The organism is Paraburkholderia sp. RL17-380-BIE-A (assembly GCF_046028085.1).
Classification (GTDB): Bacteria; Pseudomonadota; Gammaproteobacteria; order Burkholderiales; family Burkholderiaceae; genus Paraburkholderia.
The window spans coordinates 206,637-230,399 of the sequence record NZ_JARESQ010000003.1; the positions used below are offsets into that span (position 1 = coordinate 206,637).

The 23,763-nt window shown below is 64.1% G+C and carries 23 protein-coding genes; 12 read left to right on the forward strand and 11 right to left on the reverse strand.

What is annotated here, in order from left to right:
- Nucleotides 1-11 precede the first annotated feature (11 nt).
- Nucleotides 12-1,223 (forward strand): class I SAM-dependent methyltransferase, encoded by a 1,212-nt coding sequence (locus tag P0D68_RS06115; protein WP_408297476.1) that lies wholly within the window; start codon nucleotides 12-14, stop codon nucleotides 1,221-1,223.
- Nucleotide 1,224: 1 nt separating this feature from the next.
- Entirely contained in the window at nucleotides 1,225-1,737 is a 513-nt protein-coding gene (locus tag P0D68_RS06120; RefSeq protein WP_408297474.1) for a chalcone isomerase family protein, read from the forward strand.
- A 42-nt stretch (nucleotides 1,738-1,779) separates the two neighbouring features.
- Here the strand turns inward: P0D68_RS06120 and P0D68_RS06125 are convergent, their stop codons facing one another.
- The 3 genes from P0D68_RS06125 to P0D68_RS06135 all read right to left on the reverse strand — a co-directional run bounded on the left by P0D68_RS06125 (nucleotide 1,780) and on the right by P0D68_RS06135 (nucleotide 5,362).
- Entirely contained in the window at nucleotides 1,780-2,850 is a 1,071-nt protein-coding gene (locus P0D68_RS06125; protein WP_408297472.1) for an alpha/beta hydrolase, read from the reverse strand.
- Nucleotides 2,851-2,937: 87 nt separating this feature from the next.
- The gene (locus tag P0D68_RS06130; RefSeq protein WP_408297470.1) at nucleotides 2,938-4,263 is read right to left on the reverse strand and encodes an Nramp family divalent metal transporter; all 1,326 of its coding nucleotides are present in this window, start codon (nucleotides 4,261-4,263) and stop codon (nucleotides 2,938-2,940) included.
- A 121-nt stretch (nucleotides 4,264-4,384) separates the two neighbouring features.
- A complete protein-coding gene (locus P0D68_RS06135; protein WP_091796313.1) occupies nucleotides 4,385-5,362 on the reverse strand; it encodes a ferritin-like domain-containing protein in 978 nt (325 codons plus the stop codon).
- 403 nt (nucleotides 5,363-5,765) lie between these two features.
- Here P0D68_RS06135 and map point away from each other — a divergent pair, with 403 nt between their 5' ends.
- Together map and P0D68_RS06145 are read left to right on the forward strand one after the other, a co-directional pair.
- Nucleotides 5,766-6,551, forward strand: a complete 786-nt coding sequence (gene map, locus P0D68_RS06140) for a type I methionyl aminopeptidase (RefSeq protein WP_408297468.1) — start codon at nucleotides 5,766-5,768, stop codon at nucleotides 6,549-6,551.
- Between the two features lie 172 nt (nucleotides 6,552-6,723).
- The gene (locus tag P0D68_RS06145; protein ID WP_408297466.1) at nucleotides 6,724-7,257 is read left to right on the forward strand and encodes a GNAT family N-acetyltransferase; all 534 of its coding nucleotides are present in this window, start codon (nucleotides 6,724-6,726) and stop codon (nucleotides 7,255-7,257) included.
- On the opposite strand, the gene P0D68_RS06150 is transcribed toward P0D68_RS06145, so the two are convergent.
- The gene (locus tag P0D68_RS06150; RefSeq protein ID WP_408297464.1) at nucleotides 7,237-7,464 is read right to left on the reverse strand and encodes a hypothetical protein; all 228 of its coding nucleotides are present in this window, start codon (nucleotides 7,462-7,464) and stop codon (nucleotides 7,237-7,239) included. The two genes, P0D68_RS06145 and P0D68_RS06150, sit on opposite strands and share 21 nt — an antisense overlap.
- Before the next feature lie 134 nt (nucleotides 7,465-7,598).
- Between P0D68_RS06150 and minC the strand changes: the two genes are divergently transcribed.
- The 5 genes from minC to P0D68_RS06175 all read left to right on the forward strand — a co-directional run bounded on the left by minC (nucleotide 7,599) and on the right by P0D68_RS06175 (nucleotide 10,500).
- The gene (gene minC, locus P0D68_RS06155) at nucleotides 7,599-8,441 is read left to right on the forward strand and encodes a septum site-determining protein MinC (protein ID WP_408187214.1); all 843 of its coding nucleotides are present in this window, start codon (nucleotides 7,599-7,601) and stop codon (nucleotides 8,439-8,441) included.
- Nucleotides 8,442-8,543: 102 nt separating this feature from the next.
- A complete protein-coding gene (gene minD / locus P0D68_RS06160) occupies nucleotides 8,544-9,359 on the forward strand; it encodes a septum site-determining protein MinD (RefSeq protein ID WP_006048490.1) in 816 nt (271 codons plus the stop codon).
- A 14-nt stretch (nucleotides 9,360-9,373) separates the two neighbouring features.
- Nucleotides 9,374-9,628 carry a cell division topological specificity factor MinE gene (gene minE / locus P0D68_RS06165; protein WP_091796304.1) on the forward strand — a complete coding sequence of 85 codons (255 nt, stop codon included), beginning with the start codon at nucleotides 9,374-9,376 and terminating at the stop codon, nucleotides 9,626-9,628.
- A gap of 319 nt (nucleotides 9,629-9,947) precedes the next feature.
- Nucleotides 9,948-10,259 (forward strand): YXWGXW repeat-containing protein, encoded by a 312-nt coding sequence (locus P0D68_RS06170; protein WP_091796302.1) that lies wholly within the window; start codon nucleotides 9,948-9,950, stop codon nucleotides 10,257-10,259.
- A gap of 10 nt (nucleotides 10,260-10,269) precedes the next feature.
- Nucleotides 10,270-10,500: a hypothetical protein gene (locus P0D68_RS06175; RefSeq protein ID WP_408187215.1), complete on the forward strand. Its 231-nt coding sequence runs from the start codon at nucleotides 10,270-10,272 to the stop codon at nucleotides 10,498-10,500.
- On the opposite strand, the gene P0D68_RS06180 is transcribed toward P0D68_RS06175, so the two are convergent.
- The gene (locus P0D68_RS06180; RefSeq protein WP_408297462.1) at nucleotides 10,494-12,050 is read right to left on the reverse strand and encodes a chloride channel protein; all 1,557 of its coding nucleotides are present in this window, start codon (nucleotides 12,048-12,050) and stop codon (nucleotides 10,494-10,496) included. The two genes, P0D68_RS06175 and P0D68_RS06180, sit on opposite strands and share 7 nt — an antisense overlap.
- 210 nt (nucleotides 12,051-12,260) lie before the next feature.
- Here P0D68_RS06180 and waaC point away from each other — a divergent pair, with 210 nt between their 5' ends.
- Together waaC and P0D68_RS06190 are read left to right on the forward strand one after the other, a co-directional pair.
- A complete protein-coding gene (gene waaC / locus P0D68_RS06185; protein ID WP_408297460.1) occupies nucleotides 12,261-13,265 on the forward strand; it encodes a lipopolysaccharide heptosyltransferase I in 1,005 nt (334 codons plus the stop codon).
- A 537-nt stretch (nucleotides 13,266-13,802) separates the two neighbouring features.
- Nucleotides 13,803-13,940, forward strand: coding sequence for a hypothetical protein (locus P0D68_RS06190; protein ID WP_177205004.1), 138 nt, complete (start codon nucleotides 13,803-13,805; stop codon nucleotides 13,938-13,940).
- Between the two features lie 53 nt (nucleotides 13,941-13,993).
- On the opposite strand, the gene P0D68_RS06195 is transcribed toward P0D68_RS06190, so the two are convergent.
- The 5 genes from P0D68_RS06195 to P0D68_RS06215 all read right to left on the reverse strand — a co-directional run bounded on the left by P0D68_RS06195 (nucleotide 13,994) and on the right by P0D68_RS06215 (nucleotide 19,418).
- Entirely contained in the window at nucleotides 13,994-14,173 is a 180-nt protein-coding gene (locus tag P0D68_RS06195; RefSeq protein ID WP_091796295.1) for a hypothetical protein, read from the reverse strand.
- Between the two features lie 201 nt (nucleotides 14,174-14,374).
- Nucleotides 14,375-15,682 (reverse strand): MFS transporter, encoded by a 1,308-nt coding sequence (locus P0D68_RS06200; protein ID WP_091796293.1) that lies wholly within the window; start codon nucleotides 15,680-15,682, stop codon nucleotides 14,375-14,377.
- 485 nt (nucleotides 15,683-16,167) lie between these two features.
- Nucleotides 16,168-16,629 carry an energy transducer TonB family protein gene (locus P0D68_RS06205; protein ID WP_408297504.1) on the reverse strand — a complete coding sequence of 154 codons (462 nt, stop codon included), beginning with the start codon at nucleotides 16,627-16,629 and terminating at the stop codon, nucleotides 16,168-16,170.
- Between the two features lie 431 nt (nucleotides 16,630-17,060).
- A complete protein-coding gene (gene argH / locus P0D68_RS06210) occupies nucleotides 17,061-18,467 on the reverse strand; it encodes an argininosuccinate lyase (RefSeq protein WP_408297457.1) in 1,407 nt (468 codons plus the stop codon).
- Between the two features lie 138 nt (nucleotides 18,468-18,605).
- Entirely contained in the window at nucleotides 18,606-19,418 is an 813-nt protein-coding gene (locus P0D68_RS06215; protein WP_091796285.1) for a helix-turn-helix transcriptional regulator, read from the reverse strand.
- 169 nt (nucleotides 19,419-19,587) lie between these two features.
- Between P0D68_RS06215 and P0D68_RS06220 the strand changes: the two genes are divergently transcribed.
- Nucleotides 19,588-20,340, forward strand: coding sequence for a class I SAM-dependent methyltransferase (locus tag P0D68_RS06220; protein WP_408187219.1), 753 nt, complete (start codon nucleotides 19,588-19,590; stop codon nucleotides 20,338-20,340).
- A gap of 119 nt (nucleotides 20,341-20,459) precedes the next feature.
- Here the strand turns inward: P0D68_RS06220 and ppc are convergent, their stop codons facing one another.
- The gene (ppc, locus tag P0D68_RS06225) at nucleotides 20,460-23,708 is read right to left on the reverse strand and encodes a phosphoenolpyruvate carboxylase (protein WP_408297454.1); all 3,249 of its coding nucleotides are present in this window, start codon (nucleotides 23,706-23,708) and stop codon (nucleotides 20,460-20,462) included.
- Nucleotides 23,709-23,763: the final 55 nt, after the last annotated feature.

Consider the following 23,763-nt stretch of genomic DNA (forward strand, 5'->3'; position numbering starts at 1 on the left):
GAGATTTCGTCATGGCGCTTTCAAGAACCCTGAGCGGGCACCAAACCGCCCCCGCGTCAGGCCGTCTGTTTCTCTCCTTGCTCGAACGGATCCAGGTGGGGCATCTGGTCCTGATCACCCCCGACGGGCAACAACGAGTGTTCGGCGATCCGCATGCGGCGCCCGGCGCGCGCCTGGAGATGCATGACTGGCGCGCGTGCGGCGCGATTCTGCGCAAAGGCGATATCGGTTTCGCCGACGCATGGCGCGCTTTCTGGCTCGATACGCCCGACCTGGCCGCGCTGCTGCGCGTCGCGATCCGTAACGAGCGAGCGCTGCAACGCACGGTGTATGGCGGCTGGCTCGCGCAACTCTGGTACGGGCTGCGCCACAAGCTGAGGCCAAATACGCGCTCGGGCAGCCGGCGCAATATTCACGCGCACTACGATATCGGCAACGCGTTTTACGCGCAGTGGCTCGACCCGACCTTCACCTATTCGAGCGCGGTGTTCGACGACAATTTCCATCAATCGCTCGAAGACGCGCAGCATGCGAAATACCAGCGGATCATCGATACGCTCGGTTTGCGCGAAGGCATGCGCATTCTGGAAATCGGCTGCGGGTGGGGCGGGTTTGCGATGCACGCGGCACGCCTGGGCATTCATGTGCATGGCGTGACGATCTCGCCGGCGCAACTCGAATTCGGCCAGAAGCGCGTGAGCGAAGCCGGCTTGAGCGAGCATGTGCAACTCGAACTGCGCGACTACCGCACCTTGACCGGGCAGTACGACGGCATCGTTTCGATCGAAATGTTCGAGGCGGTCGGCGAAAAATTCTGGCCGGCGTACTTCCGCATTCTGCGCGAACGTCTGCGGCCGGGTGCTCGCGCGCTGGTGCAAACCATCACGATCGATGACTCGCACTTTGCCGCTTATCGCGCGACGAGCGACTTCATCCGCGAATTCATTTTCCCGGGCGGCATGCTGCCGAGTCCGCAGCGTTTTGCTCAGGCGGCGCGGCGTGGCAAGCTCGCCACTTGCACGTCGCTCGCATTCGGGCGCGATTATGCGGAAACGCTGCGCCGCTGGCGCGCCGCGTTCGAAGCGCAACTCGACACGATCCGCACGCAAGGTTTCGACGAGATTTTCGTGCGAACGTGGCGGCTGTATCTGGCGTATTGCGAAGCCGGCTTCGACGAAGGCCGCACGGACGTCATGCAGTTCGTCCTCTCGAAGGCGGACTGACGTGCGCTCGCTCGCGGCACTCGTGCTGCTGTTGTGGGCAAGCGCGGCGTGCGCCGACTGGCGCGCCGACGTAGAGGCCGCGAAACTCGTCGGCGAGGGCGATTTCAGCGTGCTCGGCTTTCGGCTCTATCGCGCGCAAATGTGGAGCGAACGCGTGCCGGTCGATTACGACGCGCGCTTTGCGCTGCATATCGTCTACGCGCGCGGCATCACACGCGAGCGCCTCGCAGATACCGGGATCAGCGAGATCAAGCGCCTGGCGGGCGCACCGATTCCGGTCGATACGTTGGAGCGCTGGCGCGCGAACATGCTGCGGGCCTTCGTGGACGTCGGTCCCGGCGACCAGTTGAGCGCGGTGTTTCTGCCGGACAAGGGCGTGCGTTTTTATGCCGGCGAGCGCATGACCGACGAAGTCGACGATCTCGCGTTCGCGCGTGCTTTCTTCAGTATCTGGCTCGATCCGTCGACGCGTGCGCCCACTTTGCGCAAGCAATTGCTCGGCACGGCGCAGTAGCTTCGCGCTCCACTAAGTCGAGGCTCACCGCACGCGCTGCGCTTATTCGTCGTGGCCCAAGTTGCTTTGCTTCTGGCAATCGGCGCCGCCAACGGGTGTCGATGCAGCCGGCAGACCGCCACACGGCGCCGTGGATGCTTTCGCGCGTTGCCGGCGTATCTGATAAACGTTGCTCTGCGCGATGGCAGAGGCGGGCAACGATTGCACACCGCCGGCAGCGTCATGCGAACGCCGCGCCTGATTCATCGCCTGTGCGTCGATAAACGCACTGGTATCGTCGAGCACTGGCGCAAAGCTCCGCAAAGGTCCCGCCATCGCGCCCACCAGCAGCGCATGCCCGACCCGCGGGTAGTGTTTCACTTCCACGTCCGTGTCGCCCGAAGCACGCAGCTTCGACGCGAGCCGGTCGGTGTTGCCCGGATCGACGGTCGTATCGCGCTGGCCTGCGGCGAGGAACATGGGTGGTTCATCGCCTTCCACGAAATTGATCGGCTGACTCGCGGCGCGCAACGCGGGCGGGAAGATTTCTTCGAGCGTGGCGTCCTTCAGCGGCAGAAAATCATAGGGCCCGGCAAGGCCGATCACACCGCTGATGTCGCGCTTGCTCATTTGCTGCGCGGCGAGATAGCGGCCGTCGGTAGCGAGCAGCATGGCGATATGCGCGCCCGCCGAGTGGCCCATCAGAAAGATCCGCGACGGGTCGCCGCCGAATTCGGCCGCGTGATCGCGGGCCCAGCGCACGGCGGTGGCGGCATCGTCGACAAAGCCGGGGAACGCCGTGTCGGGCCACGTCCGATAATCCGGCACCACGGCGATGAAGCCGCGCGAGGCCAGCGCCGCGCCGACGAACAGATAGCTGCTGCGCGAGCCGTTCTGCCAACTGCCGCCGTAGAAAAACACCACCACCGGGCGGCCGTGCGAACCGGCCGGCACCACGCCGGCGGCGGGCATATACACGTCGAGCCTCTGGCGCGGCGCGTTGCCGTAAACAAGGCCGTTCTCGGCCCGAAAACTCTTGTGCGATACGGCGGCGTTGAGCACGCCTGCCGCGCTGCAGCCGCCGAGAGCAGCGAGCGCCAGCGCGGCGGTCAAGGTCAGCAGGCGTCGTGGCATGAGAGTAGGGTCCGTCCGAAAGATTCGTTCGAACAATGTACGCAGCAACCCCGCAACCGGATGCAGTCCTGCCAGGGTCTTGCGGGCTCATCCGGCGTGAAACGGCGGCCACGGCGAAATGCCGGCCACCTGCAGCAGCAGAATGAGATTGAGCGCCAGCACGACGATCGTGCCGAGCACTGCCGCCGCGGTCGTCGCCCGGCGATTCCGGTAGCGGCCCATCAGATCGCCGCGCGAGGTGAACCACACCAGCGCGATCATCGGCACCGGCAGGGCGATGCTGAGCACCACCTGGCTGAGCACCAGCGCGCGCGTTGCGTCGACGCCGCAGGCCACCACCACGAAGGCCGGCACCATCGTAATCAGCCGGCGCGCCCATACGGGGATATGAAAGCCGACGAAGCCCTGCATGATCATTTGCCCGGCCATCGTTCCGACCACCGAACTCGACACGCCCGAGGCGATCAACGCCGCCAAAAAAAGCCCCGCAGCGGCGCCGCCCAGCAGCGGCGTGAGCGTGCGCCAGGCGGTCTCGATGCTGGCGATCTCCGGATGCCCGGCATGAAACGCGCTCGACGCCATGATCACCATCGCCATGTTGATCAACCCGGCCACGCCGAGCGCGGCCACCACTTCGATATTCGAGAATCGCAGCAGCTTGGCACGCTCGCCTTCGTTGCGCGGCTTCACGCGATTCTGCGTGAGCCCCGAATGCAGAAACAGCACATGCGGCATGACCGTCGCGCCGATAATGCCGACCGATATCGTCAGCGCGTTGCTATCGGGCATGCTCGGCGTGAACGTATGCGCGACCACTGACGGCCAATGCACCGGCGCGATCAGCAACTCGGCGAGATACGACAGTCCAATCACGCCGATCAGCGCCGCGATCGCCAGTTCGAGCGGCCGGAAGCCGCGCTTTTCGAATTGCAGCAAGCCATAGGTGACGGCGGCGGTGATCAGCATGCTCGGCATCATGGGTAGATGCGTAAGCAACGAAACGCCGATCGCGCCGCCGACGAACTCAGCAAGATCGGTGGCCATTGCCGCGATTTCGCTGATGCCCCACATTGCGAGCACATAGCGGCGTGGCAGCGCCGAGCGGCATAACTCGGCGAGATTGCGCCCGGTCACGAGACCGAGTTTGGCGGAGAGCGACTGGAACAGCATTGCGACGACGTTCGCCACCGCCACCACCCATAACAGCGTGTAGCCGTAACCCGCGCCCGCCTGAATGTTGGTGGCGAAGTTACCCGGGTCCATGTACGCGATCGACGCCACCACCGCAGGCCCGACGAACGGCAGCGCCGCACGCAGACCGCGGCGTCTTCCCGCCAGCGTTTCGCGAATGTCGAAACAGGCCTGCTCGGTGAGGGTCTGCGCCACGGCACCCTGACTGATCGCTTCGTTCATGACTGCTCCTGTACGTCGTCAAGCGTTCAAGGCAATGCAAATGAAGGCCGGCCAACGGGTGAGCGCGATCGTTATCGCGGCAACCCGTTGCCGATGCAACCGGCCCGTCAGGCTACGCGTTTCAGGCGCTCATGTTCAGCGAACCGTTCACGCCATTCGGGAAGAAGCCGCCTTTGGTCGCCGCCGAACTCGTCAGATAGACGATGTTGAGGACGTTGCTGTAATTGCGGCTGAATGCGAGCCCGTTGGTGTCGAGCGGCACGATGTTGGACGTGCCGGCGGTTGTTCCCGTGATGCCCTGATCGTCGTGGCCGTTGTGGTCGAGGCTGTCGCGTGCGGCAGAAATCGCGTTGGCGGCGGTGACGAGACTTGTCATGTCGATCCCTTTCGAATACAGCACGGTACGCACGAGGCCGGCGTGATAGGCCTCGGCCGCGAGAATGCCGGCCGCCGCCTCGAGGAACGTCTTGTTGGTGATGAGCGGCGAGGCGCCTTTATAAGCCGTCACGCCGACGTCTTCGAAAATGAACGCGCCGAGCAGGAAGTTGTTGTCGCTGGCATACGGATTGAACGCCGTGCCCGCGGGTACGAGTCCCGCAGCGCGCGCCGCGTTTGAGAATGCGCCGTTCGGATCGGTGCCGCCGATGTCGATCGAGGGCATGGCAACCGCCGCCGACCCCAACGCGCTGCGCAGGAAGGTGACGTGCTCGCGCTCGTCGTTGGCAATCTCGTTGGCGTACGCTTTGACAACCGGATCCTGGAACGGCACCTGCTGCCCCGCGATCACCGTGCCCATCGTGCCGACACCGGTGGTCATGCTGGCGGCGAGTCCGGCGCCCGTCGTCGCGTACGTATAGAACTGCGATTCGAGGTACTCCAGGTTCAGTGCGAAGTTCAGGATCTCCGCATCGGTCGGCGCGCTCTGGGCCGACACGCTCGATCCCGAACCGCCGCCGCACGCGCTGATCAGCGTGCCGCCGACGAGTCCCAGACTCAAGCCTCCGGCGTTGCGAAAGAACTGTCTACGTTGCAGGCGGCGCTCGACGCGTCGATCGAATGCATCAATAAGGGATGCTGATTTATTGCTGGACTCCGACATGGCGATGCTCCTCAAATGGTTCGCTGACAGTGCCGCGGTCTCGTGCCGAATACGCGTGGACAAAGGCCATCCACGCGATGCAACGACGCAAATCGCGGACGCAAAAAGGCCCCCGTTCTTCTGAGAAGAACTAAACGATGCAGGGAGAAGAGCGAGTCCTCAAACGCCTTTACGGAACGAATCTGCCGCTAGATGCAAACCTCGCAAAAGATTTCTGTGTGCGTTCGCAGCATGATGTGCGCTGAGGGTGGCAAGCGGTAGCGGCGGCGTGTCTTGCCGCGTGACAGTTGTGCTTCAGCGCGGCCAGTTTCGCGCGGCTCGCGCAAGCCCGGCCGCGATCCTCTGTACAATTGGCCGATCGATTGAACATCGACCTCCCATTCGACCCATATCGACCGAATTCATGGCCATTACCTACAAGACTCCCGACGACATCGCCAAGCTGCGCATTTCCGGCCGCCTCGCGGCCGACGTACTGGCAATGATCGGCGAGCACGTCAAGGCCGGTGCCTCCACTGACGAACTGGACGCACTGTGCAACGACTACATTGTCAATACGCAAAAGTCGATTCCGGCAAATGTCGGCTATTTGGGATTTCCCAAGACCGTTTGCACCTCGGTGAACTCGGTGGTGTGCCACGGCATTCCGAATCGCGGCGAGATCCTGAAAGACGGCGACATCATCAATATCGACGTCGCGATCATCAAGGACGGCTACTTCGGCGACACGAGCCGCATGTATTGCGTGGGCCAGCCGAGCACGGTGGCGCGCCAGTTGATCGACACGACCTATGAAGCGATGCTCGCCGGCATCCGCGAAGTGAAGCCGGGCGCGACGCTCGGCGACGTGGGCCATGCGATTCAGAAGATCGCGCAGCGCGACGGCTTCTCGATCGTGCGCGACTACTGCGGGCACGGTATCGGCAAGGTCTACCACGAAGATCCGCAGGTGCTGCATTACGGCCAGCCGGGGCAGGGCGTGCGTTTGAAGCCCGGCATGGTCTTCACGATCGAGCCGATGATCAACGCCGGCCGCGCCGGCACGGCCGTGCAGCGCGACGGCTGGACCGTGGTCACCAAAGACCGTTCGCTGTCGGCGCAATGGGAACACATGATCGCCGTGACCGAAGAGGGCTACGAACTGCTGACGCCGTGGCCGGACGGCACCGGCAGCTACGAAGCGCCGTGAGCGTGTGAAGGTCGTGCCACCTCTGGCCGCGAGGCCGAGGCGGGCGCGCGAAATGCTGCGGAGTTTGTCCAGGGCTCCGTGCGTGCTCCCCACAATCCGGTAAAGAATGATTTGACTCTCGCGCCGGTTCGGTTAAAGCTACGCCTTAGGGTTTCAAGGGGTTTTCGTCTGCATGAGTCCGTCATTGACCGTTCGCCGTATCGCCGCTGATCAGGGCGCCGTTTTCCGCGAACTCCGTACCGCGTCGCTGCGAGAGGCACCGTATGCCTTCGGCGCCACGCTCGAGGACGCGTTGTCGGCCGACGCCGCCAGCTTCGACACCACCGCCGCGGATCATGCGGTTTCCTTTGCCGTCACCACTTTCATTCTTTACACCGAGGGCCATCCGGCCGGACTGATCGAAGCGCATTTCGACGACACCGCGGCGCGCCGCGCGTTCGTCTGCGAGTTATGGGTGGCGCCGGCCGTGCGTCATTTGCGTGGCGGCGAGTTGCTGGTCGATTCGGCCGCCGTGTGGCTCGCGAATGAAGGCGCTACCGAAATCTACGCGTGGGTCGCCGACGCCAATCGCAATGCCATGCGCTTCTACGAGGCGCTCGGCTTCGGTCCGACCGGCGAGCACCGGCGTGTGGCACGTGCGCCGGATCAGGCTGAGAGTCTGCTGGTGCGCCACGTGCCGACCACCTCACAGGTGTTTCAGCAGTGATCCCGCGAGCGGCGCGTCAGCCTGCCGCTCGATTCCCATTCGTGTCTTCTGAGCGAGCGTCGCCGGGTCATCGGGGTGAAGCGCGGTCTGCGTGGTCGCCGTGTTGACCCTTTCACGGGTCACCTCGTTGCCCACCTCGGTGACCTCTTCACGGGCCACGTCGTTGTCCACCTCGTTGGCCACCCCAGCGGCCACCTCGTTGCCCACTGCAAAGCCGTGGCGGCTCTACCGGATGGGCTGCCCATGGCCGCATCCTCATCGCGTCGGTCCGCTCTCCTGGCAAAAAAGCTGGCCGCGCGCGTCGACGCCTGTAAAATACGCAAAAATTTTTGCCGAACGCTATGTCGCCCAAGAAATCGCCCTTTTTCGAACTTCGCAGCGGCTCTGTCGACACGCTCCTGTTCGTGGTCAAGACAACCGACCTCGACGCCATGCGTGCCGAATTGACCCGGCGCTTCGAGGCGACCCCTGAATTTTTCGCTAACGACGTCGTCGCGATCGACGTGCGGCGCCTTGCCGAGAACGAACGCGTGCCGCTCGCCGACATCGCGCAACTGCTCGACAGCGTGCGCATGCGGCCGGTCGGCGTGGTCGCCAACGCGCAGCAGGCCTGGGCAGCGGAATCCGCGTTGCCGCTGCTCGAAGCACGCGACCGCCGCGGCGCCGCCGCTAAATCCGCTGACGAAGACAACGCCGCCGCTGCGGCGCCGGCTGTTACCGCCGCAACCGCCACGCCGCCGTCGGACCTGTTCGAAGCCGCCGCGCTCACGCCGGAAAGCGGCACGCCGGCCACGGCCGCCGCCGTCGATCCGGCTCCCGCCGCTGAACCGGTGCGTCTGGCCACTTCGTCGCAAACCATGGTGGTGGACAAGCCGCTGCGCTCCGGTCAACGCATTTACGCCAAGGGCGACCTGGTCGTGCTCGGTCTTGTGAGCTACGGCGCGGAAGTGATCGCGGAAGGCAACATCCATATTTACGCGCCGTTGCGCGGCCGGGCACTGGCCGGCGTGCAGGGCAATCACGACGCGCGCATTTTCTGCACGTGTCTCGAACCGGAACTCATCTCGATCGCGGGCATCTATCGAACGACTGAGAACCCACTGCCGGCCGACGTGCTCGGCAAGCCGGTGCAGATCTGGCTCGAAGAAGAGAAATTGATGATCGAACCGCTGCGGCTCACGTAATCGACGTGAAGCGCGCTGCCTCGATCCATTGCGGCACGCGGCGTTTCACGGCAAATATGGCCGCACATAATTGATGAATTTGACGAACACAAGGTAAGGGTAATGGCAAAAATCATTGTGGTGACTTCGGGCAAGGGTGGCGTGGGCAAGACGACCACGAGCGCGAGTTTTGCATCAGCCCTCGCTCTGCGCGGCAGCAAAACCGCCGTGATCGACTTCGACGTCGGCCTGCGTAACCTCGACCTCATCATGGGTTGTGAACGCCGCGTGGTGTATGACCTGATCAACGTGATCCAGGGTGAAGCGAACCTGAACCAGGCGCTCATCAAGGACAAGAAGTGCGAGAACCTCTTTATCCTGCCGGCCTCGCAGACGCGTGACAAGGACGCGCTGACCATGGAAGGCGTCGAGAAGGTCATCAACGACCTGATCGCGATGGACTTTGAATTCATTGTTTGCGATTCGCCGGCCGGTATCGAATCGGGCGCGCTGCTCGCCATGCATTTCGCTGACGAAGCGCTGATCGTGACGAATCCGGAAGTGTCGTCGGTGCGCGACTCGGACCGCATTCTCGGCATTCTGTCGTCGAAGACCAAGCGCGCGATCGAAGGCAAGGAGCCGATCAAGGAACACCTGCTGATCACCCGCTATAACCCGAAGCGCGTCAGCGAAGGCGAAATGCTGTCGCTCACCGACATCCAGGAAATTCTGCGCATCGACCTGATCGGCGTGATTCCGGAATCGGAAGCGGTGCTGCACGCATCGAACCAGGGCTTGCCGGCGGTGCACCTGGACGGCACCGACGTGGCCGAAGCCTATAAAGACGTCGTGTCGCGTTTCCTCGGCGAGCAGAAATCGCTTCGCTTTACCGACTACCAGAAGCCCGGGCTGCTGCAGCGCCTCTTCGGCACCAAGTAAGGGGAGCGCACGTAATGTCGATTCTTTCGTTTTTGCTGGGCGAGAAGAAGAAGTCCGCGTCGGTAGCGAAGGAACGCCTGCAGTTGATCATCGCGCATGAGCGCGCCGGCGGCCATGCGCCTGCCGATTACCTGCCTGCGTTGCAACGCGAACTGGTGGCCGTGATCTCGAAGTACGTGAAGATTTCCAATGACGATATTCGCGTGAGCCTCGAACGCCAGGACGATCTCGAAGTGCTCGAGGTCAAGATCGAAATACCGCAGGCCTGATTGTTCAAGGCCTGTCTCTTCCCGCAGCCGGTTTCATGTGACGCGCTGCGCGCTTCGTTGCGTTGCGTCTGGATGACGTAACGCGCGGTGGCGCGCGAGCGCGCCGGCTCGCGCCGCTGTGTCGTTCCTCTTTGTGGTTCCCGCTGGCTCGGTGGTCATGCGTCCATGCCCACGCGTCGCCACGCGCGTTGGCCGTGGCGTGCCGAAATAATCCGTTGCACTTCAGCGTGCGGCGTTACACGCCCACAGTCAGCCGCTGCGTCCCCTCACGCATTAAACCGGTAACGCCGCTTTCGGTGTTCACCTACAGAGGGACAACATGAACAAGACCTTTCGTTTGCTGCTCGCCAACACCGTGTTGATCGCTGCCGGCGCGGCCTCCGTGGCCTCGGCATCGGCCGCGGAAGTCGTCGTGATCGCGCCGTCCGCGCCGCCGCCGGTGCGCTACGAAGCGGCGCCGGCGCCGCGCGTCGGCTATGTGTGGGATCGCGGCCATTGGCGCTGGGACCATGGCCGCTATGTGTGGATTGGCGGCCACTGGCAAGCTGAGCGCGTAGGCTATCACTGGGTGCCGGGCCACTGGGTCGCGCACGGTCCTAACTACCACTGGGTCGAAGGCCACTGGGCATAACGCCACGGGCTTGAACCACGCGCGTCGCGGCACGCCAGATGCCGCGCGCCACTCCTTCCATCTCGACGACGCAGGCGCCGTGTACGCACTCGGCGTAGCGGCAGCCCGCGCGCTTCAGGAAACCCTTGTGATGAAAAAGAATCTGCTTCTGATAGCCGTTCTGGCGGTCATGCTGGCCGGCTGTGTCGTCGTGCCGGGCCGGCCGTTGTATGTGCACGCGCCGGGTGTTGTTGTCTACTGACGCGGTGCGGTGTTGCCCTTGCCTTCGGTGCGAGGGTCTTCGTCGACTTCCGCGTTGCTCGAGCCGGGCGCAAGGGCTTCGGGTGCTTCGCCTTCGGGTGCTACGACTTCGGGCGAATTGGCTTCGGGCGCTTCGCCTTCGGGTGCTTTGACTTCGGGTGCTTCGGCTCCGGATGCTTTGACTTCAGTCGCTTCCACTTCAGGCGTTCCGACTTCAGGCACTTCCGGCACCGATACGGGCGCCGGCTGCGGCAGCGGCGCCATATAACGCGCCGCCAGCGACTCATACAACGGCGGCGCGAACACCCGCGACACGCGGCTCGAAATCAGCGCAGTGGCCATCAGCGAGATCACCAGCGCATGGCCGTTGATCATCTCCATCACGATCACGAACGAGGTGATCGGCGATTGCGTGACGGCGGCCAGATAGCCGACCATGCCGAGCGCGATCAGCATGGGTAAATCCATCGAGCCGAACACCCCGTGCAGCAGATTGCCGAAGCCCGCGCCGATCGACAGCGACGGCGCGAAAATGCCGCCCGGAATGCCCGGCAGGTATGAGCTGACCATCGAGATCATCTTCATGAACGGATAGAACACCGACAACTGCGTGTGCCCGTCGAGCAAGCCGCGCGCTTCCGCGTAACCGCTGCCGAAAGTCGTGCCGCCCGACATCAGACCGATGGCCGCGATGACCAACCCGCACAGCGCGGCGAACGCAACCGGCCGCTCACCATGCAACTGACGCAGCGGCGCCGGAATCCAGCGCGCGGTGTTCAGCAGCAGCCAGCCGAACGCGCCTCCCGCGAGGCCGGTGACGACCGCCGTGAGCAGCACGGCAAGCGCCATCAGATCGGGGAAGTGCGCGCCGATCTGAATGGTGCCGAAATAGGTGTAATTGCCGTTGAGCCCGAGCGCGATCACGCCGGCGATGATGATCGCGGTAATCAGCACGCCACTCGTGCGGGCCTCGAAACTGCGCGTCAATTCCTCGATCGCGAAGACGATCCCGGCGAGCGGCGTGTTGAACGCGGCGGACAAGCCCGCCGCCGCGCCAGCCAGCACCAGTTGCCGTTCGATCAACGCATTCGAGCGCGGATAGAGCCGCCGCAGATTGAACATCAGCGCGGCTCCGACCTGCACGGTCGGACCTTCGCGGCCAATCGTGAAGCCGCCGAGAATCGCCAGAAACGACACGGCGATCTTGCCGAACAGAATCGGAAACGACAGCAGCCGCGCGCCGTATTCGCCGGGTTTCGAGTGAAGGATGGCGATGACCTGCGGAATGCCGCTGCCTTCGGCACCGCGGAAAAATTTGCGTGTGAGCCAGACGGCCAGCGCGCCGACAGCGGGGGTGACGATCAGGGGCGCCCACACATGCTCGTGTTGAAGGGAGCGGAATTCACCGTAACCCCAGTCGATCAACCTCGCGTACAGCACGGCGACGAGGCCGACCGCGATCGCGCCGAGCCAGAAGACGCCGTATTGGCGCCAGAGTCGTCGTGCGCGGCGAACGATGTTGGACGAGCGAAGCGGAAGTGGCACGGACATGAGCGAGTGCTGGCGCAAAGGGGCCAGTATAAGGCGCGCAAGGCCCATAAATCGGTGTGAAAGTATTTTGAAATGGTGTAAAAGGCTGCGTGTATGGTCCCTACGTAGCCACCCGTATTAATGACCGACGTGTCCGCTGCGCGGTTCGGTAAAGGTTGTCCCTTCCGTCGGCTAAAATGTCTTGATGTTCGAACAACTCACAGGTCTTCAATGAAGCGCGTCCTTATCGTCAAGGTCACTTCACTCGGCGATATCGTGCAGGCTCTGCCCGTCGTCGCCGATATCAAACGCGCGTTTCCCGGCGTTCAGGTGGATTGGGCCGCCGACGAAGCATTCGCCGAAGTGGTGCACTGGAGCGAGAACGTGGACCGCGTGCTGTGCGCGCCGTTGCGCCGCTTCAAGAAAGCGCGCCGTTGGGCCGATTTCAAATCGATCTGGGCGTCCATCGCCGAATTGCGCGCGTATCGCTACGATTTCATCATCGACATTCAGGGCGTGTACAAGAGCGCGATCATCGCGTTTCTGGCACGCTCGTCGCGGCGCATCGGCTATCAGGCACCGGACCTGGGAGAGCGCGGCGCCGCGTTCGCTTATACCGGGCGCTTTGGCCGGCGTCCGAAGTGCAACGCGTGGCATGGCATGCGGATCAACGCGGGTGAGGCGCTCGGCTATCAGATAGAAGGGCCGGCGGTGTTCAAGCTGCGTTTGCCGGAGGCTGGGAAGCTGCCGTTCGTATCGACCGGTAAGCCGGTCGCGGCATTCTTTCACGCTACCTCGAAAGACGACAAGAAATGGCCGGTGAGTCATTGGGTGGCGATCGGCCGCGAGTTGACGCAACGCGGTTTTCAACTGGTGTTGCCGTGGGGTTCGGAAGGCGAGCGGCTCGAAGCGGAGCAGATCGCGTCGCAATTGCCGGGCGCGACCGTGCTGCCCAAAATGAGCGTCACCGAAATCGCGCAGATGATCGACGCGTGCGCCCTCGTGATCGGCACCGACACCGGCTTCGTGCATCTCGCGCATGCGCTGCAGAAGCGCACGGTGATGATCTTCGTGGCGACCCCGCCCGCGCACTACGGCATCGAATCGCCGTTCCGCTCCATTTCGATCGGCGACGGCAAGTCAGTGCCGTCCATCAGCGACGCGCTCGAAGCGATCGACTACGTGCATACCGAGCCGCATGACGTGGCCGTGCAGCACGGCTCGACCGCTGCCTGAGCGCAGCGTGCGCGGTTTTTTCTCACGCAATCGTTTGCTCGAAAAGAAAAGAGGCGTGACTTACAGTGCCCAAACCAATGAGCGCTGCCTCGTAACGCCTCCAAAAAACGCCCGCGTCGGGGAACAGCGGGCGGAGAGGAATCGTCGCAACAGACGCCGCGCATTACACGCCTGTTAAATGTGTCGCTTTTCGTTGAGTGCCTAATTGCCTACGCAGCTAATTCGCGCGTCGTGCGAAGGCGTTACCGCTGTGCATTCGTTTCGCCGCAAGCCGGGTGGCGTTTGCAGTTTGCATTGCGTATGCGCTGCCAGCAAGGGCCGCGCCGCCCCGACACATTCAAACCAGTATAGGCGGTGTTTTCCTCTGATGTGAATTCGTCTGGAGCCCACACGGAACGCAGTGTGTTGCAGGCGACGATCATGTAACACCTTCGTGATCTTCCCTTACAAATGGCAACGCTTGCGCGAGGCGCCGTCGTGTCCAATCGAGTCATTCGGGGTTTCGGCTCGAATGAATCTGACTCGATGGAGAACAAAATGAAACGTTTAGTCTTGAGCCTGATCGCAGGCACGCTGCTCGCAACGGCACTCGGTGGCTGCATCGTCGCACCCGCACCCGGCTACTACGGCGGTGGTGGTGGCTACTACCATCACGGCGGCTACTACTACCGATAAGGTTTCCCGCTGAGGGCCGCGGCGCGTCATGGCGCTGCGGCCCTCAGCGCTTGTCAGGCCAGCAGCATTTCGAACGCGACGACCGCGGCGATGGCCGCGGCATTCGCCGCCAACGCTTCGACGACAATGCCCTTCCATGTCGCAGGACGAAAGCGCAATGCAAGCAACAATGAACCTAGCAGCGCCAGCGCAATGATCATCACGATATCCGCGTTGTGAAGATGAATGTTCATGCGTGCCTCCCTGCTCGCCATAGGGTTATTCGAGTCGAGTATAGGCATGTCAAAAAGACGCGCAAGGCAGGGAATTTACTCAGGAATGCTCGGTAAGCGGCGGGTGTGAAGCGGGGGCGGTGGATGCCGCCGCAGCAGCGCGAGAATTGCACTCTGCAGCGGCATCGCGGGGAGAAGCGGGCGCCAAGGCGGCGCCTGTCGTTACATCAAGCGTGTATCGCGCGTTTCACGCATGCACAGCACGCCGATCATGCTGACCGCCGCTGCGATCGACACATACGCCCCGACCCATGGCAGCCCGCCGCGCGCGGCGAGCATTTGCGCGATATACGGCGCCACGGACGCGCCAAGAATCCCGCCGAGGTTGTACGACACGCCCGCGCCGGTATAGCGCACGTTGGTCGGGAACAGCTCCGGCAGCAGCGCGCCCATCGGCGCGAAGGTCACGCCCATCAGGAACAGTTCGATGACGAGGAACAGCAGCACGAGCGACGTCTGTCCGCTGCCGAGCAGCGGCGCCATCGTGAAGCCCGACAGGATCGCCGCGATGATGCCGACGATCAGCACCGGCTTGCGTCCATAGCGGTCGGCGGCCCAGGCCGACAGCGGCGTGGCGAGCGCCATGAACACCACGGCTATGCACAGCAGGCCGAGGAATGTCGGCCGCGGAATATGCAGCACGGAGACGCCGTACGACAGCGAGAACGTGGTGGCGTTATAGAAGAGGGTGTAGCAGACCACCATCGCCAGCGCGCCGAGCAGAGTCGGCACCCAGTGTTGCGACAGCAGTGTGGCGATCGGCACCTTGACGCGTTCCTGGCGCTCAATCGCCGCCTGGAATGCCGGGGTCTCGGCGATTTTCAGCCGCACGTACAGGCCGAGCGCGACCAGCACGGCGCTTACGAGGAACGGCACGCGCCAGCCCCAGCTGCGAAATTGCTCGTCGCTCAACGAAAGCGCCAGCGCGAAGAACAGGCCGTTGGATGCCAGAAAACCGATCGACGGCCCGAGCTGCGGGAACATGCCGAACCAGCCGCGTTTGCCGGCCGGGGCGTTCTCGGTGGCGAGCAGCGCCGCGCCGCCCCATTCGCCGCCCAGGCCGATGCCTTGGCCGAAACGCAAGATGCACAACAGGATCGGCGCGAGGCTGCCGATCGAATCGTAGCCCGGCACGAAGCCGATCAGCGTGGTGGATACGCCCATCACCAGCAGCGACGCGACGAGCGTCGACTTACGGCCGATGCGGTCGCCGAAGTGACCGAACAGGAACGAGCCGATCGGCCGCGCCACGAAGGCGATGCCGAACGTGACGAAGGCCGACAAGGCCTGAGCCGTCGCCGAGCCATGCGGGAAAAAAACCGGTCCGATGACGAGCGCCGCGGCGGTCGCATAGACGTAGAAATCGTAGAACTCGATCGCGGTGCCGATAAAGCTCGCGAAGATGATCCGCGAACTCTTGTTCTGCCCGGCCGCGTTGGGCTGGGCCGCGGAAATCGGCGATGTGGACATGCAGGGTCTCCATATGTCGTGATGCCGTGAAGCGCCCCGGTGCGTGAGCGGGCGGTGCGCGAGTGGCGGCATCTTTGTTTGGGTTCGCGCTTGCTCCTCGCGCGGCCGGTGGGCGGCCACGTGGGGTGCGGGCGACTAAGCGACAGCTTACAACGGCAACCGGCAAAGTCAGCCCGCGAACGCGGCCACACCAGGGGAATAACCAGGCGGGATGTGGGCGGCCAGCAAGCCGAGGCGGCCGGTGCGGCGCAACGCACTGACTATGTGGGATCACGGGGCGCGCGTCGTGCATCAAGCAGGCGGCGCTCGCGGATGGCGCGGGCGGCGGCCGCAATCGGACTCTTGCCGCGCCGGCGGGTGAGCGGGCGGCGTGAGCCGTGCCGGAAGGCTCCGGCGCAGGGAATCGGAAAATTATAGCGAGCGCGGCGGCGGCGCAGCAAGGCGGCTGCGGTTTGGCCGCGTGCGTTGCGAGAGGTTAAGCGCGTTCAATCGATGGTTAGCGCTTGCGGCGAAGCGAGTTCGCGGAGCTGGAATTTGCCGTCGTCGTTGAACAGCCAGTCTTCGAAAAGCTCGAGCTGGCCGCGGCCGTTCAGCAATTTGCCGGGCGGTTGCGGCAGCGGCGCGGCGCGGCGCAAGGTGGCGAGCGCGGTGCTCTCGGCTTCGTCGTCGCCATTGGTGCGGTACACCGACGACTGCACTACGTGCCCGTTGCGGTCCACCGTGAACGAGACCACGACGAGCGAGCGCAGCATGGCTTGCGGCGTGCCGCGCAGCACATAAGACGGATTGCGTTCGATGATGCGTCTGGCCACGGCATCGCGATATTGGTCCAGCGTCGCGCTGTTGATGGCGGCCGCGGGTGTCGAGACGACCGGGCGCGGCGGCGGCGTGACGGTGCAGCCGGCCAGCGCGATGCCCAGCGCTGCGGCGAACAGCATGCCGCGCATAGGCGCCTGCCAGGCGCTGAAGCCTGAAGCACGGCGTGCAGTGAGGCGGCGAAGGTGACGTGTGCGGGTGAGCATCGTCGTTGGAGAAAACATGGGGCAGGGTCTAACTTGATGGTAGTCAAAATACGCCAGGAAGCAATTGGCGTTCGCCCGGTGTTCGTGGCCGAGCCCCTGTAATAGCCTGAAATATGAGCGGATTGGTGCGCGGCGAAAACACGCCTACACTTCGATGGCCTCTTTCGAGAGGCATCGGTGGAAGTCTTTCATTTAGCCCGCTTCGCGCGGGCTTTTTCTTGTGCGCAGCGGAAAAACAAAAGGCGAACCCGATAACGAGTTCGCCTTTCTGTTTGCAAGCCGCAAGCCCTACGCAAGAAGGTGCGCGGCAAGTAATGAGCACATGTCGCCGGCTCACCGCATGCCGCGCGCCTCCCTTACTTCAACGCTTCACGCGCCGCCTTCACCGCTGCGAGCACCTGCTCCGGCGCCGTGCCACCCGGATGATTGCGGCTCGCCACCGACCCTTCCAGCGTCAGATACGAGAACACGTCTTCGCCGATCAGATGTGCGACGTTCGGCAGTTCCTTACGCATTTCCTCGAGCGTCAGATCCGCCAGGTCGCAGCCGCGATCCGCGCACACGCGCACGGCGAGCGCCACCGCTTCGTGCGCGTCGCGGAACGGCAGGCCGCGCTTGACCAGATAGTCGGCCAGATCGGTTGCCGTCGAGAAGCCTTGCAGCGCAGCGTCGCGCATGGCTTGCGGCTTCACCGAAATACCGGCGACCATTTCAGCGAAGATGCGCAGCGTATCCGCAACCGTATCGACGGTATCGAACAGCGGCTCCTTGTCTTCCTGATTGTCCTTGTTGTACGCGAGCGGCTGGCCTTTCATCAGCGTGAGCAGCGCGATCAGATGGCCGTTCACACGGCCGGTCTTGCCGCGCGCGAGTTCGGGCACGTCCGGGTTCTTCTTCTGCGGCATGATCGACGAACCGGTGCAGAAGCGGTCGGCCAGATCGATGAAGCCGACGCGCGGGCTCATCCACAGCACGAGTTCTTCGGAGAAGCGCGAGATGTGCGTCATGACGAGCGCCGACGCCGCCGTGAATTCGATCGCGAAGTCGCGGTCGGACACCGCGTCCAGCGAGTTCGCGCAGATGCCGTCGAAGCCCAGCGTCTTCGCCACCGCGTGACGGTCGATCGGATAGCTGGTGCCGGCGAGCGCCGCCGCGCCGAGCGGCAGACGGTTCACGCGCTTGCGGCAGTCGATCATGCGCTCGGCGTCGCGCGAAAACATTTCGACGTAGGCGAGCAGGTGGTGGCCGAACGTGACCGGCTGCGCCACTTGCAGGTGAGTGAAGCCCGGCATGATGGTCGACGCGTTCTTCTCCGCCATGTCGAGCAGGGCCGTGCGCAATTCGGTCAGCAAGCCGCCGATCCGGTCGATCTCGCCGCGCAGCCACAGGCGGATATCCGTCGCGACCTGGTCGTTACGCGAGCGGCCGGTGTGCAGACGCTTGCCGGCGTCGCCGATCAGCGCGGTCAGGCGTGCTTCGATATTCAGGTGCACGTCTTCCAGATCGAGTTGCCACTCGAACTCGCCTCGCTCGATTTCACCCTTGATCTGCGCCATGCCGCGTTGGATCGCGGCGAGGTCGTCGGCGGCGATGATCTTCTGCGCGGCCAGCATCGAGGCGTGCGCGAGCGACCCTTCGATATCGACGAGCGCCAGACGCTTGTCGAAGAAAACCGACGACGTGTAGCGTTTGACGAGCTCCGACATCGGCTCCGAGAAGCGAGCCGACCAGGCTTCGCCTTTTTTGTACAGTTGGGACGTCATGGTGTTGGGCAGTTAAGCGGCAGTTGAGCGAGCGGTGAGGAGGCTGACGGCGCGCATGCACGTACCGTGCAAAGCAGCCGCCGAAGCGGAGAAAGACAGGGATTTTAACACCGGCGGGGCGTCAAGCCAGTTCATCGCCTACTCACGCACCAGCACCACCAGCTTCAAATCCTCCCGATGCGCCGGCTTGAACGTGATCTGGTCATACACGATGCGGCCCTCGCGCGGATGGTTGAACTCGCGCCTCCCGCCTTCACGGCCGCCCACGTCCTGCGACGCCCAGAAGCGCGCGAACGCGTCGCTCGCGGCAGTGAGCGAATCGATCAGCCCGCGCGTGGGCGCGTCGTTCAGATGGCGGATCGAGTCGGCGCGAAATTCTGCGGCGAGCCGCCGCGCACGCGTTTCCCAATCGACGATCAGCTCGCGCGCGGCCGGTTCGGTGAACGTGTAGCGCAGCAGATTGCGGTCGTGCGCGCCATCCAGCCAGCCCACGAACAGGTCGGCGGCGCGCGCATTCCACGCAAGCGCATTCCACTGGCGGTCGAGCACGTAGGCCGGCGCGTTCACGAGTTGCACGGTTTCCAGCAGGGTGGCGGGGGCGTCGGCGGCGGCCGGATCGGGCTCCGCCGGGTCGCGCTGGGCGGCCAGTTCGAACAGATAGGCCCGCTCCGCGCGCGACAGTTGCAAGGCCACCGCGATGCGCGCGAGCGCCTCGGCAGAAGCGGAAACCGGGCGCCCCTGTTCGATCCACGTGTACCAGGTGGGACTCACGCCGCACAGTTGCGCGACTTCCTCGCGCCGCAGTCCGGGCGTGCGGCGGCGCGGACCGGGCGGCAGGCCGACCGCTTGCGGCGAAAGCCGCTCACGGTGCGCGCGGATGAAGTCGCCGAGCGCGCGGGCCGGCGTGGCGTCGAGCGGTGGCGGGTGGTCGGCGGAAGACGGCGTGGTCATTCTGAGCGGGCGGTTGGTGTTGGGTCGGCGAAGCGCAGGGAGGTAATAGAGATACCAGAATAATTGCTTAACTTGTACTGGTACACGACGGGCTCTATTGTAGCGATGTAGCGGCTGGAACGGCACGACGCCTGCCGGCGCTACCCGACACCCCTAACCGGAGCCTTCCATGAAGCATCACGATCAGGTCGCCGACGCCTTCGGCTCGACCGCCGCCGCTTATCTGACGAGCCCGACTCATGCCACCGGCGCCGATCTGCGGACGCTGGCCGAAGCGATCGCGGCGACGCCGGATGCGACGGTGCTCGACATGGGCTGCGGCGCGGGCCACGCGAGTTTCGCGGTCGCGCCGCACGCGAAAGCGGTGGTCGCGTACGACATCGCGCCGCCAATGCTGGCGACGGTGGAGGGCGCCGCGAAAGAGCGCGGCCTCGACAATATCCGCACGCAGCAGGGCGCGGCCGAGGTGCTGCCGTTCGCCGATCATTCGTTCGACTGGGTGATCAGCCGGATGAGCGCGCATCACTGGCACGACGTGCCGCTCGCGCTCGCCGAAGTGCGTCGCGTGCTGAAGCCGGGCGGCAAGGTGCTGTTCATCGATATCGCCGGCAGCGATCATCCGCTGCTCGACACGCATATTCAGGCGATCGAGTTGCTGCGCGATGCGTCGCATATCCGCGATTACCGTGCCGACGAATGGCTCGCGTTATTTGCCGCGGCGGGTCTTCAAGCATCGATTCGCGAACGTTGGCGCATCGATATCGAGTTCAGTTCGTGGGTGGCGCGCATGCGCACGCCGGAGCCGCGCGTGGTGGCGATTCGCTCGATGTGGGCGTCCGCACCGGATGAAGTCCGTCAATATTTCGACGTGCAGGAAGACGGCTCGTTCAAGCTCGACGCGTTGATGATCGAGGCGCAATGAAAAAAGCCGGGCGCGACGTTATTCGTCGCGCCCGGCTTCTGCAGTTAGCCCAATGTGGCAGTCAACCAGGCGCGCCCCAATGTGTGCACTCAGTTGCCTGCCCTTAGCGGCCTGCGCGCTTAGCCCGTATTACGCAAGCCCGCCGCAATCCCGTTGATGCTCAAATGAATCCCGCGCCTTACGCGGGCATTGGTGTCGCCCCCGCGGTGACGCTTGAGCAACTCAACCTGCAAGTGATTCAGCGGATCGAGATACGGGAAGCGGTTCTTGATCGAACGCGCGAGCAGCGGGTTCTCGGCAAGCCGTTCGCTCTTGCCCGTGATCTCCGACAACACCTTCGACGTACGCTCCCATTCCGCGACGATCCGCTCGAACACATGCTTGCGCAGCTTCTTGTCGGACACGAGCGCGGCGTAGCGCGAGGCGACCGCGAGGTCGGTCTTCGCCAGCACCATGTCCATGTTCGACAGCAGAGTCGAGAAGAACGGCCACGTCTTGTGCATTTTTCGCAGCAGCGAGAGACGGCGCGTGCGTTCGGCGTCGCTCGGCGCGCCGTCCAGATACGCGGCCACCGCGCTGCCGAATCCGTACCAGCCGGTCAGCAGCAAACGGCATTGACCCCACGAGAAACCCCACGGAATCGCGCGCAGATCTTCGATTTTGCGTTGCTTCGGATCCTGCAGTTTGCGCGAAGCGGGACGGCTGCCGATATTCAATTCGGCAATCTCGGCAATCGGCGTCGACTCGAAGAAATACTCCTTGAAGCCGGGCGTTTCATAGACCAGCGCGCGATACGAAGCCATCGCCGTATCGGACAACTGCTGCATCGTTTCTTCGAATGCGGGCAGTTGCGCCGGCGCGATGCCGTGCGGCAGCAATGACGCTTCGAGCGTCGCGGCGACCACCGTCTCCAGATTGCGGCGGCCGATCTCCGGGTTGCCGAACTTGCTGGCGATCACTTCGCCTTGCTCGGTCAAACGGATCTGACCGTCCACGGTGCCCGGCGGCTGCGACAGAATCGCCTGATAGGTCGGGCCGCCGCCACGGCCGACGGTGCCTCCGCGTCCATGGAACAGACGCAGTGTCACGCCGCGTTCGTTGAAGAGCGATACCAGCGCGAGTTCGGCGCGGTACAACTCCCAGTTCGACGTGAGGAAGCCGCCGTCCTTGTTGCTGTCCGAGTAGCCGAGCATCACTTCCTGCTCGTTGCCCTGATGTTCGATCAGAGCATCGACGCCCGGCAGCGCGATCAGATCGCGCATGATGTGAGGCGCGTTACGCAAGTCGGGGATCGTCTCGAACAGCGGGATCACCATCAGGGCCGCCTGAGCCGGATCGTTCGCGTTGCCGAGGCAACCGCGCAGCAGGCCGGTTTCCTTTTGCAGCAGCATCACTTCCACCAGATCGCTCACCGTCTCCGTGTGCGAAATGATGTAGTTGCGCACCGCGCGCGCACCGAATTTCTCGCGCGTGCGGCGGGCTTCTTCGAGCACGCCGAGCTCGCTCTTCACGAGGTCCGAGTACTCCGCGAATGGCAGACGCAACGGACGCGGCTGCGCCAGCTCCGACAGCAGCACGGTGAGCTTGTCCGCTTCGGAGAGCCCCGCGTAGTTTTCTTCGACGCCCGCGCGACGCAGCAGCTCGGTAATCACCGCTTCGTGAACGTCGGAGCTCTGACGCAAGTCGATGCTCGCCAGATGGAAGCCGAACACTTCGGCGGCGCGCGCGAGCGGCGACAGACGCGGGGCGGCGAGCGGCGCACCGTGATGCTCGGCGAGCGAATCGATTAGCACGTGCAGGTCGCGCACGAATTCGGACGAGTCCGCGTAAGGCTTGGCGCGAATCGGCGCCGCGCCGCGGCCCGCGCTGCGCACCGGCACGCTGCCTTCGCCGAGACGCACGCGCGCGCTTGCCGCCAGCCGCGTGTACATGCCGATCAACGCGCGGCGATACGGCTCGTCCGTGCGATGCGGCGACTGGTCGGGCGAGATCTCCGCGAGTTCCTTCAGGGCGTCGCTGGCGCCGGCCAGCAGGTTCGACACCGACAACTCGGCGCCGAGCTTGTGCACCTGTTCCATGTAGTGCTCGAAGATCACCGCGGCCTGGCGGGTGATCGCGTTCTCGAGCGTTTCGGCCGTGACGTTCGGATTGCCGTCGCGGTCGCCGCCGATCCAGCTGCCCATCTGGAAGAACGGCGGCAGGCGCGCTTCGAGGCCGTGCTCGGCGAGCGCTTCTTCGATATCGGCGTAGAGCGCCGGGATTTCTTCGAGGAAGGTGGCGCGGTAGTACGACAGCGCGTTTTCGATTTCGTCGGCCACGGAGAGACGCGAATCGCGCAGCATGCGCGTTTGCCACAGCGACGTGACGCGCGCACGCAGCATCGCTTCGTTGTGCGCGCGTTCGCGGTCGGTCAGTTGCTGGTCGCGTTCGGCGAGCAGGCGCGCGACATCGTGCTGCGCGTCGAGAATGCTCTTGCGTTGCACTTCGGTCGGGTGCGCGGTGAGCACCGGCACGATCAGCGCGTTGTTGAAGAACTCTTGCAGGACCGGCGTGGCGGCCGCGCCCGCTTCGACGAGGCGCTCGAGCGAGTGGGCAATCGTGCCCGGTTGCGAGGTCGAGCCGGCCAGCTCGTGAATCCGGTGACGGCGATTGCGGTGGCGGTCTTCGGCAATGTTCGCGAGATGCGAGAAATAGCTGAAGGCGCGCACCACGCTGACCGTCTGTTCCGGGCTCAGCGAGCGCAGCTTCTTGTCGAGCGTCTGCGCGGCGGCGCTGTCGTCTTCGCGGCGAAAGCGCACGGCCGTCTGACGGATCGTTTCGACGACGTCGAACACCGCGTCGCCTTCCTGCTCGCGCAGCACGTCGCCGAGCAGGCGTCCCAGATAACGGATGTCCTGGAACAGCGGATGGTCCTTGTCCTCGCGCGTGCGGCCATTGCCTTTCGACGCAGGCGCGGCGGTCTGCTCCGTCACGGCTTGCAGCGTGGGCGCTTGCGCGGCTTTCTCGGCCTTATCGGTCTTCGGTGCGGCGACGATCTTGACCTTCGTGGAGCCGGCCTTAGCCGATTTCTGCGCCGGGGCCTTGGATGCGGCCTGCGTTGTCTTGTTCGCCGTCTTATCCGTCTTGACAGCCTTCACAGCCTTGTCCGACTTGACGGGCGTGGACGTTTTGGCGGGCTTGCCGGCTTTGGCGGCGTTGGCAGCCTGCGCGGCTTTGCCGGCGCGTTTGGCCGATGCGGGCTGACTGGCGGTAGCAGAAGCGGCGGCAGAAGCGGCAGAAGCGGTGGGCGCCGCGGCGGCGTCGGCCGCTCGAGCGTTGGGCGATGCAGTGTTGCGGCGGGCAGGGCGCGCCGGTCCGGAAGACGTCACGATGGGTTTCCTCAGGGAAGCCAGGGTCTGTTGAGTGATGAACTGCTACTGCGGA

Bases quoted from the DNA above. Each gene is read 5' to 3' on its own strand.
- P0D68_RS06115 (WP_408297476.1), top strand. From the start codon at position 12: ATGGCGCTTTCAAGAACCCTGAGCGGGCACCAAACCGCCCCCGCGTCA.
- P0D68_RS06125 (WP_408297472.1), bottom strand. From the start codon at position 2,850: ATGCCACGACGCCTGCTGACCTTGACCGCCGCGCTGGCGCTCGCTGCT.
- P0D68_RS06130 (WP_408297470.1), bottom strand. From the start codon at position 4,263: ATGAACGAAGCGATCAGTCAGGGTGCCGTGGCGCAGACCCTCACCGAG.
- P0D68_RS06135 (WP_091796313.1), bottom strand. From the start codon at position 5,362: ATGTCGGAGTCCAGCAATAAATCAGCATCCCTTATTGATGCATTCGAT.
- map (WP_408297468.1), top strand. From the start codon at position 5,766: ATGGCCATTACCTACAAGACTCCCGACGACATCGCCAAGCTGCGCATT.
- P0D68_RS06145 (WP_408297466.1), top strand. From the start codon at position 6,724: ATGAGTCCGTCATTGACCGTTCGCCGTATCGCCGCTGATCAGGGCGCC.
- minC (WP_408187214.1), top strand. From the start codon at position 7,599: ATGTCGCCCAAGAAATCGCCCTTTTTCGAACTTCGCAGCGGCTCTGTC.
- minD (WP_006048490.1), top strand. From the start codon at position 8,544: ATGGCAAAAATCATTGTGGTGACTTCGGGCAAGGGTGGCGTGGGCAAG.
- minE (WP_091796304.1), top strand. From the start codon at position 9,374: ATGTCGATTCTTTCGTTTTTGCTGGGCGAGAAGAAGAAGTCCGCGTCG.
- P0D68_RS06170 (WP_091796302.1), top strand. From the start codon at position 9,948: ATGAACAAGACCTTTCGTTTGCTGCTCGCCAACACCGTGTTGATCGCT.
- P0D68_RS06180 (WP_408297462.1), bottom strand. From the start codon at position 12,050: ATGTCCGTGCCACTTCCGCTTCGCTCGTCCAACATCGTTCGCCGCGCA.
- waaC (WP_408297460.1), top strand. From the start codon at position 12,261: ATGAAGCGCGTCCTTATCGTCAAGGTCACTTCACTCGGCGATATCGTG.
- P0D68_RS06190 (WP_177205004.1), top strand. From the start codon at position 13,803: ATGAAACGTTTAGTCTTGAGCCTGATCGCAGGCACGCTGCTCGCAACG.
- P0D68_RS06195 (WP_091796295.1), bottom strand. From the start codon at position 14,173: ATGAACATTCATCTTCACAACGCGGATATCGTGATGATCATTGCGCTG.
- P0D68_RS06200 (WP_091796293.1), bottom strand. From the start codon at position 15,682: ATGTCCACATCGCCGATTTCCGCGGCCCAGCCCAACGCGGCCGGGCAG.
- P0D68_RS06205 (WP_408297504.1), bottom strand. From the start codon at position 16,629: ATGCGCGGCATGCTGTTCGCCGCAGCGCTGGGCATCGCGCTGGCCGGC.
- argH (WP_408297457.1), bottom strand. From the start codon at position 18,467: ATGACGTCCCAACTGTACAAAAAAGGCGAAGCCTGGTCGGCTCGCTTC.
- P0D68_RS06215 (WP_091796285.1), bottom strand. From the start codon at position 19,418: ATGACCACGCCGTCTTCCGCCGACCACCCGCCACCGCTCGACGCCACG.
- P0D68_RS06220 (WP_408187219.1), top strand. From the start codon at position 19,588: ATGAAGCATCACGATCAGGTCGCCGACGCCTTCGGCTCGACCGCCGCC.